Source organism: Rosenbergiella nectarea, assembly GCF_900111105.1.
Taxonomy (GTDB): domain Bacteria; phylum Pseudomonadota; class Gammaproteobacteria; order Enterobacterales; family Enterobacteriaceae; genus Rosenbergiella; species Rosenbergiella nectarea.
The window spans coordinates 49,697-63,114 of record NZ_FOGC01000004.1; the positions used below are offsets into that span (position 1 = coordinate 49,697).

Below are 13,418 nucleotides of genomic sequence, written 5' to 3' on the forward strand. Positions count from 1 at the left end.
TGACGCTTATTTAGCGAAAGCTTAAGGCATTATCTGAGTTTTGGCGAAGAACAGTTAAAATCTGTTGGTCAACGCCACTTTGAATTTATAATCACACCAACTTAATGCTTATGAATGGCTTATCTCATTCAAACGTCTTAAGTCTCAAAATTTTTGCACGGACTACAATGAAAACGATTGAAATAGATGACGACCTTTATCGCTTTATCGCCAGCCATACACAGCATATTGGCGAAAGTGCGTCTGAGATTTTACGCAGAATGTTAAAAGTCACTGACCAAGCGTTGCAGGAAGCAGACTGCGCAGCCGTTGCACCTGAGGCATTACCTAAGGCTAAAGCGTCAATTGATAAGAAGCCTGCCGATCGTGTTCGTGCCGTGCGAGAGTTATTGCTCTCCGATGAGTACGCCGAGCAAAAGCGTGCCGTTAATCGGTTCATGTTAATCCTGTCAACCCTCTATCAGCTGGACGCCGAAGCGTTTGCCCAAGCGACCCAATCCATGCAAGGGCGGACTCGTCTCTATTTTGCAGGCGATGAGTTAACGTTATTACAAAGTGGTAACCACACCAAGCCTAAGCACATTTCGGGCACACCTTATTGGGTTATCACCAATACCAATACTGGACGTAAGTGCAGTATGGTTGAACATATTATGCAAACAATGAAGTTACCGCAGGAACTGACAGAGAAGGTTTGCGGAACGCTCTAATATTATAACTTGTACCGGAGAAGGACTCATGGCAACTCACCCTAGAGCAGGGCAACCCGCTGGGCAAAACGATCTGATTAACGTGGCGCAGTTGACGGCACAGTATTATGTATTGACGCCAGATTTAGCTAGCACGGAACACGCGGTAAAGTTTGGCACCTCTGGGCATCGCGGCAGCGCGGCACGTCAGAGCTTCAACGAAGCTCATATCTTAGCCATTGCCCAAGCTATTGCTGAAGAGCGTCAAAAGCAAGGGATCACCGGTCCTTGCTACGTGGGTAAAGATACTCACGCGTTATCAGAACCAGCCATGATTTCGGTACTCGAAGTCCTTCTCGCAAATGGTGTTGAAGTGATTATCCAAAGTGATAACGGCTATACACCAACTCCTGCTATCTCTAATGCTATCTTAGAACACAATAAGAAATCCGGTCCTCAGGCTGATGGGATTGTAATTACTCCCTCACATAACCCGCCGGAAGATGGTGGCATTAAATATAATCCGCCTAACGGTGGACCTGCTGATACCAATATCACTAAAGTGGTCGAAGACCGTGCGAACGCCTTAATCCAACAAGGCTTAGAAGGGGTTAAGCGTCTTTCAATTACAGAAGTTAACGCCTGCCCATTGCTGAAGCAGATTGACCTTATCCAACCTTATGTGGAAGGTCTCGCAGACGTTATCGATTTTGCGGCAATCAAGAAAGCCGGCCTACATCTGGGCGTCGATCCGCTTGGCGGCAGCGGTATTGAGTACTGGAAGCGTATCGCCGAGCACTATCAGTTAGATATTACACTGGTTAATGATCATGTCGATCAAACCTTCCGCTTTATGCACCTTGATAAAGATGGCGCTGTGCGTATGGACTGCTCTTCAGAATGCGCGATGGCGGGATTATTAGCTTACCGCGAGCAATTTGATCTGGCGTTTGGTAACGACCCAGATTATGACCGTCACGGCATTGTCACGCCTGCGGGACTGATGAACCCTAACCATTATCTCGCTGTTGCGATTAACTATCTGTTCCAACATCGTCCACAATGGGGACAAGACGTCGCAGTGGGTAAAACATTAGTTTCCAGCGCGATGATTGATCGGGTAGTGAAGAGTATTGGGCGTAAACTGATTGAAGTGCCCGTCGGCTTTAAGTGGTTTGTAGACGGTCTTTATGAGGGCACGCTCGGTTTTGGCGGTGAAGAGAGCGCGGGTGCCTCATTCTTACGTTTCGATGGAACGGCTTGGTCTACGGATAAAGATGGCATCATCATGTGTCTGCTAGCGGCGGAAATTACCGCCGTAACGGGGAAAAATCCACAGCAACATTACGATGAACTGGCCGAAAAATTTGGTTCTCCAAGCTATAACCGCCTTCAAGCCGCAGCAAGTTCTGCACAGAAGAGTGCGTTATCTAAGCTTTCACCGGAAATGGTTAGCGCGGATACCTTAGCAGGGGATCCGATCATTGCTCGCCTTACCCGTGCCCCGGGTAATGATGCCGCGATCGGTGGTTTGAAAGTGATGACAGAGAACGGTTGGTTCGCGGCCCGTCCTTCTGGGACAGAAGACGCCTACAAGATCTATTGTGAAAGTTTCCTCGGGGCGGAACATCGCCAACGTATCGAAAAAGAAGCCGTAGAGATTGTTAGTGAAGTGCTGAAAAACGCGTAATAACTCTGATGTGAATAGGCGCCTGAATGGCGCCTTTTTTATTTATTGGCTACACTTCATGGATGTTAATTACTGCTGGAGGGTAACCCTTTAGCCTGTCGATTGAAAAGGATGACAATGAATGAAGCTCATACTTGCCCGATTTTATTGGCCTGCCGAGGCAATAGTCGATCCGCTTAATTTCCCTCCGGTTTTTCAGAGCGAAGCGGGGCCAGTGAGCGTCTCCATCATTGATATTCCCTTAACGCATAAAAGCATCGACGAACTCCTCACTCCGCCTTTTCATTTAGAGAAATGGTTCCATGGACAGGGCTTATACCTCGATACGTTGTGTGGCGTCATTATTGACAACTACTACCCGCCGGACCATCCCGACAGCTCTAAAATCAGAAGGGTCTTTAGTTTACTGGCTGAAGAACTCGATGTAGTGCCAGTAATCAATAAGATTGATTTGGCCGATGCATCACAGTGGGATCATTTTGTGGAACAGATGAGTGTTTTGCACGAGTTTAATCAGTTGCTCGGCGAAGCCCTGTCGACTCACAAACTTATTGAATTTCATACACGTTACAAAATGCAATTTTTGGCGCACTCCCAACCCGCTTATCGGCAGCTTGGTCCCCTCGTGGCAAATATTAAGCACGAACCCTCCTTATATGAGTTTGCGCATCAGTATCGTCAGCGTTTTATGCGGTTACTGCGCTACCCTGCGACGGTACAAAATCACACCAACGTGGTGATGCATTTACAAGGCTATTTCCGTAAAAAAGTCGATGATGAGGCTCGTCAACAACTTACCGCGCTTATCCACCAATATCGATTGGGGGAAGCCTCTTTAGGTGGGGTAAAGGCAACGCTACGCACATTGCAGTCTGCTGCACCGCATAAGTGGCTGGCCCAGCAACGTTATCTTTACCCTTGGTTTATTGACTACGATTTATAGGCAGAATGATATGTCGCAGCAGCATCTAGTTTGGTTTCGTCACGATTTACGCTTAAGGGATAATCCTGCGCTTTCCGCCGCCTGTATCGATAACGAGGCTGAGGTCATTGCTCTATGGTGCGTCACACCAGAACAATGGACACAGCACAATGTCTCTGCCCGGCAGCTCAACTATCAATACGACGCATTAGGTATACTCCAGCAGGATTTGAAGGAGAGAGGGATCCCGCTGGTAATCATTAATACTCCTACCTATAAAACGCTTGAAAAAGAATTCATGCAATTATGTGAAAAACATAAAATAGATAAGGTGTTCTATAACTACCAATATGAAATCAACGAGCGTCAGCGCGATCAGCAGATTGAAGCGCTGTGCCACCAGCAAGACATTGTGTGCCAAGGATTTACCGATTCGACTCTCTTTTCTCCGGGATCGGTACTGACGGGCCAGGGCAAGATGTATCATGTCTTCACGCCGTTTTCCCGGGCGGTACTCAAAAAGTTGAGTACGGAAGAAATAGAGTGCAGTGCGCTCCCTCATCAACGCAAGCATCCTTCCGCCGTCAAATCGTCGACATTACCTAACTTTTCGACCAAAGCGGGTGAATATGACACGAAAAGATTTCCAGTTGGGCATGACGCCGCGTTAACAAGGCTACGCGAATTTTCGAAAAATGGGGTTGAGGGTTATGCTGAGCAGCGCGACTTACCTGCCGAAGACGATACGAGCCGTCTATCCGCAGCGTTAGCGATTGGACTGCTCTCTGCGAAACAGTGTGTGAAACGTATACTCGCTGACCACCCTCATGCCTTGGAACAGGCAGGCGGAGCGGCGACGTGGGTGAACGAATTGATTTGGCGAGACTTCTATCGTCATCTGTTAGTCGCCGAACCGCAGCTTTGTCGTTATCAGCCTTTCCAAACCTGGACCGACCATATCCGCTGGCAGAATAATAAACAGCATTTTTCTGCCTGGTGTGAAGGCAACACTGGTTTTCCCATCGTCGATGCGGGAATGCGTCAACTGAATCAAACGGGTTGGATGCATAACCGTTTAAGAATGGTCTGCGCGAGCTTCTTAGTGAAGGATCTACTGGTCGATTGGCGATGGGGAGAGCGGTACTTTTCCGAACAGCTGATTGACGGGGACTTAGCGGCCAATAATGGCGGCTGGCAATGGGCAGCCTCAACAGGCACAGATGCTGCACCTTATTTTAGAATTTTTAACCCCACTCGGCAGGGGGAGCGTTTCGACCCCAAAGGCGCGTTCATTCGCCAATGGCTTCCTGAATTAGAAGAAGTGCCTGAAAAAAATATCCATGAACCCTGGTTGTGGGCGGATAAACAGAATAAGAAACTTGATTACTCACGCCCAATTGTGGAACATCGCCAGGCTCGGGAAGCGACCCTGCAGGCATTCGAACAGGCGCGAAAATATCGATAATCGTTAACGTAGGATAACGTATGAAAAACACGCTCTTAGAACAGCACATTGACCGTTACTTAAACAGTTCTCAATTTAAAGACTACGCGCCTAATGGCTTACAAGTAGAAGGACGTGAGACGGTACAAAAAATTGTGACGGGAGTGACTGCTTGCCAAGCATTACTGGACCGAGCGGTGGAACTAAAGGCTGATGCGATTATTGTCCACCATGGTTATTTTTGGAAAAATGAGCCAGTAGTGATTAAAAATATGAAGCGTCAGCGTCTCAAAACCCTGTTAACCAATGATATTAACCTGTATGGATGGCATTTACCCCTAGATGCTCATCCAGAGGTAGGCAACAACGTGCAGCTAGCAAAATTGCTGGGGATCATGGTCAACGGAGAAATTGACACCTATTTGCTTGAAGGTCATTTTGAGCAGCCGCTGAGTGCGCAGCAACTGTCACAACGGCTTGCTGAGCGCTTACAACGTCAACCCTTGTATTGTGGCCCTGACGAGAAAGGAATGATTACACGCGTTGCATGGTGTACGGGGGGGGCGCAAGATTTCATCGAGCAGGCGGCTGATGCGGGCGTCGATGCTTTTATTACGGGAGAAGTCTCTGAAAGAACGGCACATATCGCTCGTGAACGTGGGATACACTTCTTCAGTGCCGGACACCATGCTACCGAGCGGGGAGGGATCCAGGCCTTGGGTGAGTGGTTAACGCGTACGCATGGTGTCGACGTCACCTTTATCGATATTGACAATCCGGTGTGAGTTACTGTGTTAAATACTCAATAAAACAGGTTTTTATCCCTTACCGCTACCGCCAATAACTGATAAGTTAATCTAACGTTTCATGGACCTATTGTGTTCACCACTAGGGAGTGAGCTTTGTCAGAGATGCGTTATTACATGTTGGGTGAAAGAACACTGGTCATTGAGTCACGCCCCCCCGTGTCGCTTTCAGTTCAACAGCGTATTTGGGGATTAGCTCAACAGGTTGTCCACGAACCGGGGGTGGCAGAAGTCATTCCCGGAATGAATAACCTCACCATCCAACTGCACGCTATTCCACCTTCGCAACAGTCGGCGATAGCTCAACTTAAGGCATGGTGGCAAGCCGCAAAGTCATTTGTTCCGGAGTCAAGGAACATCGAGATCCCAGTGATCTACGGCAACGCGGCAGGACCTGATTTACGCTCGCTCGCTGAAAAGGTTGGCCTAACCCCCAAACAGGTGGTCGAAGCCCATAGTGCTGAACGTTACACCGTATTTTTTATTGGCTTTCAACCTGGTTTTCCTTATCTCTCTGGATTATCCCCAAGCTTAGCCTGCCCACGTCATAAGACTCCCCGCCTGTCTGTACCCGCCGGCAGTGTTGGCATTGCGGGAAGCCAAACCGGTATTTATCCCTTGACCTCCCCAGGGGGCTGGCAAATTATCGGCCAGACCTCATACCTGTTATTCGATGAGACCCGTGAAGCGCCATTCTTGTTGCGTCCTGGGGATACGGTGCGTTTTATCCCGCATAAGGATGGACTATGCTGACAGTAGTGAAAGCTGGCTTGGCCAGTTCCTTACAAGATGGCGGGCGCTTTGGGTTAGCGCAATATGGTGTCGGCCGAGGTGGGGTATTAGATCGCCCCGCTATGCAAACGGCTAATATGCTGGTAGGCAATGACAAAAACCTCGCAGTTATGGAAATTACTCAAGGCAATGCGATATTCCGTTTCGAACAATCGTGCTGGTTTGCGCTAACCGGGGCAGGCTGCCAGAGCCTTTTAGCAGGAAAGAGCGTGGTGACAGGCTGGCGCTATTTTGCAAAAGCCGGCCAAACGTTACAGCTACAATCACCTTTAAGAGGAATGCGCAGTTATTTGGCTGTCAGTGGCGGTTTTGATCTGCCCGTGGTGATGGGGTCGCGAAGTACTGATCTGACGGCGGGGTTCGGCGGATTTAAAGGCCGTTTCTTGCAAAGTGGCGACAGCTTGCCCTTTGGACCGGCCCCACAACACTTTGAGCGCTCAGTAGGGGTAAGACAGCTTCTCTGGGGTAACCGAGTACGGGTGATCCCGGGCCCCGAATTCAAGCAGTTCACCACTGAGTCTCAGCAAGCTCTATGGCGCACCGGCTGGACACTCACCCCCCAAAGCAATCGAATGGGTCATCGTTTACAGGGTAGGGTGTTGAAATTGGCTCATCAGGAAGAGTTGTTGTCCCATGGCGTCTTACCCGGAACAATACAAGTTCCACCTAGTGGCCAACCCGTCATTTTATTAGCCGATGCACAGACCACGGGGGGATATGCGCGGATTGGACAAGTGATCGAGTGCGACCTTTATCATCTGGCGCAGTTACGTCCTCGAGATCCGCTGCATTTTCTCTTTTGTACCTTAGCGCAAGCTCGTGAGGCCTCGCTCGCTCAGCAGCAGGTATTGAATATGATCGAGTGGGGCCTGACTCGACAGCCATGAAAATGACTGCATTAGGTAAAATCTTTTTACGTTTTTTCAGTGCGAATATCAACGACTCTTCAGCTGGAGACTGTTTATGTTGGCGCAGATTGACTACACTTATTTGAACACGTTAGAAAAACCGCACCACAAAGGTACCGGTTCCATTTTTAAAATGATAAGGAGCTTCACGTGGCAAATAACATTAACTTCCTGAGTGATCTGACGGGTTCTTTTTCTTCGCCTTGTAGCGAAAACCCGACGGTTCGCATGATCGAAGCGGGCTATCAGAAAGAAGGCATGAACGCGCGCTTCATTACCTGCGAAGTGGGCCCTGAGAAGCTAGAGCAATCGATTAAAGGCGCGATAGCGATGGGGTGGAAAGGTTTTAGTTGTTCGCTGCCCAACAAGCAAGAAGTGATTCAATATCTTGATGAGCTCGACACCTCGGCGCAAGTCATTGGTGCGGTGAACTGTGTCGTCATTAAAGAGGGCAAACTTACTGGCTACAATACTGACGGTCAGGGCTTTATCGAAGCGCTGAGCGAGATCACCTCGGTAAAAGGCAAGCATATTACGCTACTCGGTGCGGGCGGTGCTGCGCGCGCTATCGCCGTTGAAGCTGCCTTAGCCGGCGCAAAACATATTACTCTGATTAACCGTAACGAAGAGCGTGGCCAAGCCTTAGTTAAGCTGATTGAAGACAACACCGAGGCGAAGGCATCGTTCACTCAATGGACCCAGCAAGTGGCGATTGATAGCCAAACTGAAATTCTGGTCAATGCCACCTCAATCGGTCTGAATGATGCAAAAGCCATCCCTGATATTGATCTCGCGTCTATCGAAAAAGCGATGATTGTGGCAGATGTGATCCCTAATCCTCCGGAGACAAAGTTACTGCGCGAAGCCGCCAAAAAGGGATGTACCACATTGAATGGTTTAAATATGTTAGTCAACCAAGGTGCACAGAACGTCTATAACTGGTTTGGCAAGAAGGTCGATCGTGCGCCGATGAAGGCCTCGTTAGAAGAGATTTTTAACGCTAAATAAATGAAAGGGGAGAGCTAGGCTCTCCTCAATCAATACATTATATTTAGCGCTTGGATTCAAATTTACGTTCGGTATAACCGGTGTAAAGCTGACGCGGACGCGCGATTTTCATCCCCTCTTCGTGCATCTCAATCCAGTGAGAAATCCAACCGACGGTACGCGCCATCGCAAAGATCACGGTAAACATCGAGGTAGGAATACCCATCGCTTTTAAGATTAAGCCTGAGTAGAAATCAACATTAGGGTAGAGTTTACGTTCGATGAAGTAGGGGTCGTTCAACGCGATATGTTCTAATTGCATAGCAACTTCGAGCAAATCATCTTTCATCCCTAATTCTTCTAACACTTCATGGCAAGTTTCACGCATCACCGTGGCACGTGGGTCATAATTTTTGTAGACCCGGTGACCAAAGCCCATCAGACGGAATGAGTCGTTTTTATCTTTCGCTCTGCGTACAAATTCTGGAATATGCTCGACACTGCTGATCTCTTCGAGCATATGCAATGTCGCTTCGTTGGCCCCACCGTGAGCGGGTCCCCATAATGAAGCAATACCTGCTGCGATACAGGCAAAAGGGTTTGCTCCGGAAGAACCGGCCGTTCTGACTGTTGAGGTTGACGCATTTTGCTCATGGTCAGCATGCAAAATTAGAATACGGTCCATAGCACGTTCTAGCACGGGATTGATTTTGTATTCTTCGCACGGGGTCGCAAACATCATGTGCAGGAAGTTACCGGCATAAGAAAGGTCGTTACGCGGGTAGACAAAGGGTTGGCCAATGGAATACTTATAACACATGGCGGCAACGGTAGGCATCTTCGACAGTAGGCGGAAGGCTGCAATTTCACGGTGGCGGGGGTTATTAACGTCCATCGAGTCATGGTAGAAGGCAGCGAGAGCACCGGTTACGCCACACATTACCGCCATGGGATGTGAATCGCGACGGAATCCGTGGAACAGTCGGGTGATCTGTTCATGGATCATGGTATGACGAGTCACTTGCGTTTTAAATTGTTGGTACTGTTCTGCTGTCGGAACTTCGCCATTTAAAAGAATGTAGCAGACTTCAAGGTAATCTGATTTCGTGGCTAATTCAGCGATCGGAAATCCGCGATGCAGCAGAATACCTTCCTCACCGTCAATATAGGTGATTTTGGATTCGCAGGACGCTGTCGAAGTGAAGCCAGGGTCAAAAGTAAAAACGCCATGAGATCCTAACCCGCGCACATCGACAACGTCTTGGCCTAATGTTCCTTTAAGTACATTCAGGTCGACGGCTGACTCATTCGAGTCGAGCGTGAGTGTCACCTTTTTATCTGTCATTTACTGCCTCCAAAAAGAACGATTGGAACGATATCCAACGACTGATTCGCGAATTTGTTAAAATTATGTCATTAATTTATATCAAAATTGAGTCAAGCAGTATAGCGTTCATCCGCTGTAATGCGCTTAAAAATCGTACAATAGGATGAAAGGTCTATAGGATGCCTTTGTTTTAAAATAATTTTAGCCACTATGTCACAACATAAATCTTTCGTAAAAAAAAAAAATTTTTGTCATTCAGGTGATTGTTTCATAATCTATAGTTATCAAAATACAGATTAACTATAACATTTAGTAATGTTCGTCTTTATTGTGTCTAAATGTAAAATAAAGCCTTTATTTGCATCAAATCAGTGGATTAGCGATAAATAAATGTCAGTAATGGTGAGTTAGATCACTGATTTGTTTTAATTTACACAAAGAAATTGTAGAGTAATTGTAATAAGATTGTGATCTCTCTATAATCCCTGCTAGGTCTCCGGATTTACCTGTTTCAGGAGGCACCCAGCGTTTTTTTCGTCTAACACTGGATGTGACTGTTCTGTAAGTGAGCTTCACCAGAAGTTGGCAAGCAGCAGGGCCGGAGGAGACATAATAAAAAAGAGCTGTGTGGGCAAAACCGTGAATAAACAAAGACCTGTCAACTTGGATCTCTCGACGATCCGGTTTCCCGTTACTGCAATAGCATCCATTCTCCACCGTGTATCTGGCGTGATTACCTTTGTCGCGTTGGGAATTTTACTGTGGCTGCTAGGGCTCTCTCTCTCATCTCCAGAAGGTTTCAACCAAGCTGCGGCCATCATGGGAAGTTTCTTTGTGAAATTTATCCTATGGGCAATCTTAACCGCGCTGGCTTACCACATTGTCGGGGGGATCCGCCATCTGCTCGCGGACTTTGGCTTTATGGAAGAAACCATGGTGGCAGGTAAACGGAGCGCTGTGGCCTCCTTTATCATTGCCGCCATACTGTCGATTTTAGCGGGGGTTCTCGTATGGTAAACAATGTTTCCGCACTCGGAAGAAATGGTGTGCACGACTGGTTATTACTGCGTGCCGCAGCAATCCTTATTGCACTCTATGTCGTCTATATTCTGGGTTTTTTTGTTGTCAGTGGCCCACTTACTTACGATATGTGGCGCGGCTTCTTTGCAATGCCTTTTACCAAGGTATTTACGCTCCTCACGCTGTTATCCATCCTCATTCACGGTTGGATTGGCATGTGGCAGGTATTGACTGATTACGTCAAAAACCTTGCCCTCCGTCTGGTCGTGCAACTGATTATTATTATCGCATTAGCAAGTTATGCGATTTATGGCACATTTGTGGTATGGGGTGCGTAATGAAACTGCCTGTTAGAGAATTCGATGCGATTGTGATTGGTGCGGGCGGCGCGGGTATGCGCGCAGCACTACAAATTTCACAGTCTGGTCAAAGTTGTGCGTTATTATCAAAAGTCTTTCCGACACGCTCCCATACAGTTTCCGCTCAAGGGGGTATTACGGTTGCGTTAGGTAACACCCATGAAGACAACTGGGAATGGCATATGTATGACACCGTCAAAGGCTCCGATTATATCGGTGACCAAGACGCGATCGAATATATGTGTAAAACCGGCCCTGAAGCGATTTTAGAACTTGAACACATGGGGTTGCCTTTCTCGCGTTTAGAAGACGGCACCGTTTACCAACGTCCTTTTGGCGGTCAGTCTAAGAACTTCGGGGGAGAGCAAGCTGCACGAACGGCGGCAGCGGCCGACCGTACTGGACATGCCTTGCTGCATACCCTTTACCAGCAGAATTTAAAAAACCACACCACCATATTTTCCGAGTGGTACGCTTTAGATTTGGTCAAAAATGCCGATGGAGCAGTAGTAGGCTGTACGGCAATTTGTATTGAGACGGGTGAAGTCGTCTACTTTAAAGCTCAGGCAACTGTATTGGCGACGGGTGGAGCAGGACGTATCTATCAATCTACGACCAATGCGCACATCAACACGGGTGACGGCGTGGGCATGGCACTCCGTGCTGGCGTGCCGGTACAAGATATGGAAATGTGGCAATTTCACCCAACCGGTATCGCCGGTGCAGGCGTGCTGGTGACTGAAGGATGCCGTGGCGAAGGTGGTTATTTATTGAATAAGCATGGCGAGCGTTTTATGGAACGTTATGCGCCTAATGCTAAAGACCTTGCGGGTCGTGACGTTGTTGCCCGTTCAATGATGATCGAAATTCGTGAAGGTCGTGGCTGTGATGGTCCTTGGGGTCCACACCTTAAGTTGAAACTCGATCACTTGGGAAGCGAAGTTTTGGAGTCGCGCTTACCGGGGATCTTAGAACTGTCTCGGACTTTTGCACACGTAGACCCAATTAAAGAGCCGATCCCGGTCATCCCGACTTGTCATTACATGATGGGCGGTATCCCGACTAGAGTGTCGGGTCAAGCCTTAACCGTAGATGATCAAGGTAACGACGTTGTGGTACCAGGTCTCTTTGCTGTCGGTGAAATTGCCTGCGTATCGGTACATGGTGCTAACCGTTTAGGGGGCAACTCCCTACTCGACCTCGTGGTGTTTGGCCGTGCAGCGGGCTTACATTTACAAGAATCTATCGCCTCGCAAGGGCCATTACGCGAGGCCACCGAAGAAGAGATCGCGCAGGCCATGAGCCGTTATCAACGCTGGGAAAATAACCGTGAAGGTGAAGACCCTGCCGAGATCCGTAAAGCGCTACAAACCTGTATGCAACACAACTTCTCGGTATTCCGTGAAGGCGATGCTATGGCCAAAGGCCTTGAAGAGCTGAAATCGATCCGTCAGCGTTTACACAATGCGCGTCTTGATGATCGTTCTCCTGACTTTAATACCCAACGTATTGAATGTTTGGAGCTTGATAACCTGATGGAAACTGCCTTTGCAACGGCGGTGGCGGCAAACTATCGTACAGAAAGCCGTGGTGCACACAGCCGTTTCGATTACCCAGAGCGGGACGACGAGAAATGGTTATGTCATAGCCTCTATCTGCCACAGAGTGAGAGTATGACCCGACGTGAGGTGAACATGCAGCCAACGCTGCGCGAAGCGTTCCCTCCTAAAGTGCGTACTTATTAATAGGCGGAGAGACCAATGAAACTCGAATTTTCTGTATATCGCTATAACCCAGAAGTCGATGATGCTCCGCGTATGCAAGATTATACGCTTGAAGCGGAAGAAGGGCGCGACATGATGTTATTAGACGCGCTAATCAAACTTAAAGAGCAAGATCCTACTTTAGCGTTTCGTCGTTCTTGCCGCGAAGGAGTTTGCGGGTCTGACGGCATTAACATGAATGGGAAAAATGGCTTAGCCTGTGTCACACCGGTCTCTGCACTTTCGGGTAAAGGGAAAATCGTTATTCGTCCTCTACCAGGATTACCGGTAATTCGTGACTTGGTGGTCGATATGGCGCAGTTTTATACCCAGTATGAAAAGATTAAGCCGTTCTTACTCAATGATAATAAAAATCCACCTGCACGTGAATTTTTACAATCGCCGGAAGACCGCGCACATCTTGACGGACTGTATGAATGTATTCTCTGTGCATGCTGCTCGACATCCTGCCCATCGTTCTGGTGGAACCCGGACAAATTTATCGGTCCTGCAGGATTACTCGCGGCCTATCGTTTCCTAATTGATAGCCGTGATACCGAGACAGAGTCACGTTTGGATAATTTGGACGATGCTTTTAGCGTATTCCGTTGTCATAGCATTATGAACTGTGTCAATGTCTGCCCTAAAGGTCTAAATCCGACTAAGGCGATTGGCCACATCAAATCCATGCTACTGAAGCGTGGCGCATAG

13 protein-coding genes are annotated in these 13,418 nt (G+C 48.1%); 12 read left to right on the top strand and 1 reads right to left on the bottom strand.

The window, feature by feature from the left end:
- The first annotated feature begins 167 nt into the window (after window positions 1-167).
- The 8 genes from seqA (at window position 168) to aroE (ending at window position 8,259) form a co-directional block, all read left to right on the top strand.
- On the top strand, window positions 168-710 hold the full coding sequence (gene seqA, locus BMX14_RS06325) for a replication initiation negative regulator SeqA (RefSeq protein WP_092674396.1): 543 nt from the start codon (window positions 168-170) through the stop codon (window positions 708-710).
- A 28-nt stretch (window positions 711-738) separates the two neighbouring features.
- Complete coding sequence (gene pgm, locus BMX14_RS06330; RefSeq protein WP_092674398.1) at window positions 739-2,379, top strand: phosphoglucomutase (alpha-D-glucose-1,6-bisphosphate-dependent); 1,641 nt, start codon at window positions 739-741, stop codon at window positions 2,377-2,379.
- Between the two features lie 121 nt (window positions 2,380-2,500).
- Window positions 2,501-3,322 carry a YbgA family protein gene (locus BMX14_RS06335; RefSeq protein ID WP_092674400.1) on the top strand — a complete coding sequence of 274 codons (822 nt, stop codon included), beginning with the start codon at window positions 2,501-2,503 and terminating at the stop codon, window positions 3,320-3,322.
- 10 nt (window positions 3,323-3,332) lie between these two features.
- Window positions 3,333-4,766, top strand: a complete 1,434-nt coding sequence (gene phrB, locus BMX14_RS06340) for a deoxyribodipyrimidine photo-lyase (RefSeq protein ID WP_092674403.1) — start codon at window positions 3,333-3,335, stop codon at window positions 4,764-4,766.
- A 20-nt stretch (window positions 4,767-4,786) separates the two neighbouring features.
- Complete coding sequence (locus BMX14_RS06345) at window positions 4,787-5,530, top strand: type 2 GTP cyclohydrolase I (protein WP_092674405.1); 744 nt, start codon at window positions 4,787-4,789, stop codon at window positions 5,528-5,530.
- Window positions 5,531-5,647: 117 nt separating this feature from the next.
- Entirely contained in the window at window positions 5,648-6,304 is a 657-nt protein-coding gene (gene pxpB, locus BMX14_RS06350; RefSeq protein ID WP_092674408.1) for a 5-oxoprolinase subunit PxpB, read from the top strand.
- Window positions 6,298-7,230 (top strand): 5-oxoprolinase subunit C family protein, encoded by a 933-nt coding sequence (locus BMX14_RS06355; protein WP_092674410.1) that lies wholly within the window; start codon window positions 6,298-6,300, stop codon window positions 7,228-7,230. The genes pxpB and BMX14_RS06355 overlap by 7 nt, the downstream gene beginning before the upstream one ends.
- A gap of 171 nt (window positions 7,231-7,401) precedes the next feature.
- Window positions 7,402-8,259 carry a shikimate dehydrogenase gene (gene aroE / locus BMX14_RS06360; RefSeq protein ID WP_230527353.1) on the top strand — a complete coding sequence of 286 codons (858 nt, stop codon included), beginning with the start codon at window positions 7,402-7,404 and terminating at the stop codon, window positions 8,257-8,259.
- Window positions 8,260-8,302: 43 nt separating this feature from the next.
- On the opposite strand, the gene BMX14_RS06365 is transcribed toward aroE, so the two are convergent.
- Window positions 8,303-9,583 carry a citrate synthase gene (locus BMX14_RS06365; protein ID WP_092674412.1) on the bottom strand — a complete coding sequence of 427 codons (1,281 nt, stop codon included), beginning with the start codon at window positions 9,581-9,583 and terminating at the stop codon, window positions 8,303-8,305.
- Window positions 9,584-10,192: 609 nt separating this feature from the next.
- On the opposite strand from BMX14_RS06365, the gene sdhC reads away from it, so the two are divergent.
- Genes sdhC through BMX14_RS06385 form a run of 4 tightly spaced genes read left to right on the top strand, consistent with a single transcriptional unit; the run spans window position 10,193 to window position 13,418 of the window.
- Complete coding sequence (gene sdhC / locus BMX14_RS06370) at window positions 10,193-10,582, top strand: succinate dehydrogenase cytochrome b556 subunit (RefSeq protein ID WP_092674414.1); 390 nt, start codon at window positions 10,193-10,195, stop codon at window positions 10,580-10,582.
- Window positions 10,576-10,923: a succinate dehydrogenase membrane anchor subunit gene (sdhD, locus tag BMX14_RS06375; protein WP_092674417.1), complete on the top strand. Its 348-nt coding sequence runs from the start codon at window positions 10,576-10,578 to the stop codon at window positions 10,921-10,923. The genes sdhC and sdhD overlap by 7 nt, the downstream gene beginning before the upstream one ends.
- Window positions 10,923-12,689 carry a succinate dehydrogenase flavoprotein subunit gene (sdhA, locus tag BMX14_RS06380; protein WP_092674421.1) on the top strand — a complete coding sequence of 589 codons (1,767 nt, stop codon included), beginning with the start codon at window positions 10,923-10,925 and terminating at the stop codon, window positions 12,687-12,689. The genes sdhD and sdhA overlap by 1 nt, the downstream gene beginning before the upstream one ends.
- Before the next feature lie 15 nt (window positions 12,690-12,704).
- Window positions 12,705-13,418 carry a succinate dehydrogenase iron-sulfur subunit gene (locus tag BMX14_RS06385; RefSeq protein ID WP_092674424.1) on the top strand — a complete coding sequence of 238 codons (714 nt, stop codon included), beginning with the start codon at window positions 12,705-12,707 and terminating at the stop codon, window positions 13,416-13,418.

What these genes read in the sequence shown, in the direction of transcription:
- seqA (WP_092674396.1), top strand. Translation starts at nt 168, where the DNA reads ATGAAAACGATTGAAATAGATGACGACCTTTATCGCTTTATCGCCAGC.
- pgm (WP_092674398.1), top strand. Translation starts at nt 739, where the DNA reads ATGGCAACTCACCCTAGAGCAGGGCAACCCGCTGGGCAAAACGATCTG.
- BMX14_RS06335 (WP_092674400.1), top strand. Translation starts at nt 2,501, where the DNA reads ATGAAGCTCATACTTGCCCGATTTTATTGGCCTGCCGAGGCAATAGTC.
- phrB (WP_092674403.1), top strand. Translation starts at nt 3,333, where the DNA reads ATGTCGCAGCAGCATCTAGTTTGGTTTCGTCACGATTTACGCTTAAGG.
- BMX14_RS06345 (WP_092674405.1), top strand. Translation starts at nt 4,787, where the DNA reads ATGAAAAACACGCTCTTAGAACAGCACATTGACCGTTACTTAAACAGT.
- BMX14_RS06355 (WP_092674410.1), top strand. Translation starts at nt 6,298, where the DNA reads ATGCTGACAGTAGTGAAAGCTGGCTTGGCCAGTTCCTTACAAGATGGC.
- BMX14_RS06365 (WP_092674412.1), bottom strand. Translation starts at nt 9,583, where the DNA reads ATGACAGATAAAAAGGTGACACTCACGCTCGACTCGAATGAGTCAGCC.
- sdhD (WP_092674417.1), top strand. Translation starts at nt 10,576, where the DNA reads ATGGTAAACAATGTTTCCGCACTCGGAAGAAATGGTGTGCACGACTGG.
- sdhA (WP_092674421.1), top strand. Translation starts at nt 10,923, where the DNA reads ATGAAACTGCCTGTTAGAGAATTCGATGCGATTGTGATTGGTGCGGGC.
- BMX14_RS06385 (WP_092674424.1), top strand. Translation starts at nt 12,705, where the DNA reads ATGAAACTCGAATTTTCTGTATATCGCTATAACCCAGAAGTCGATGAT.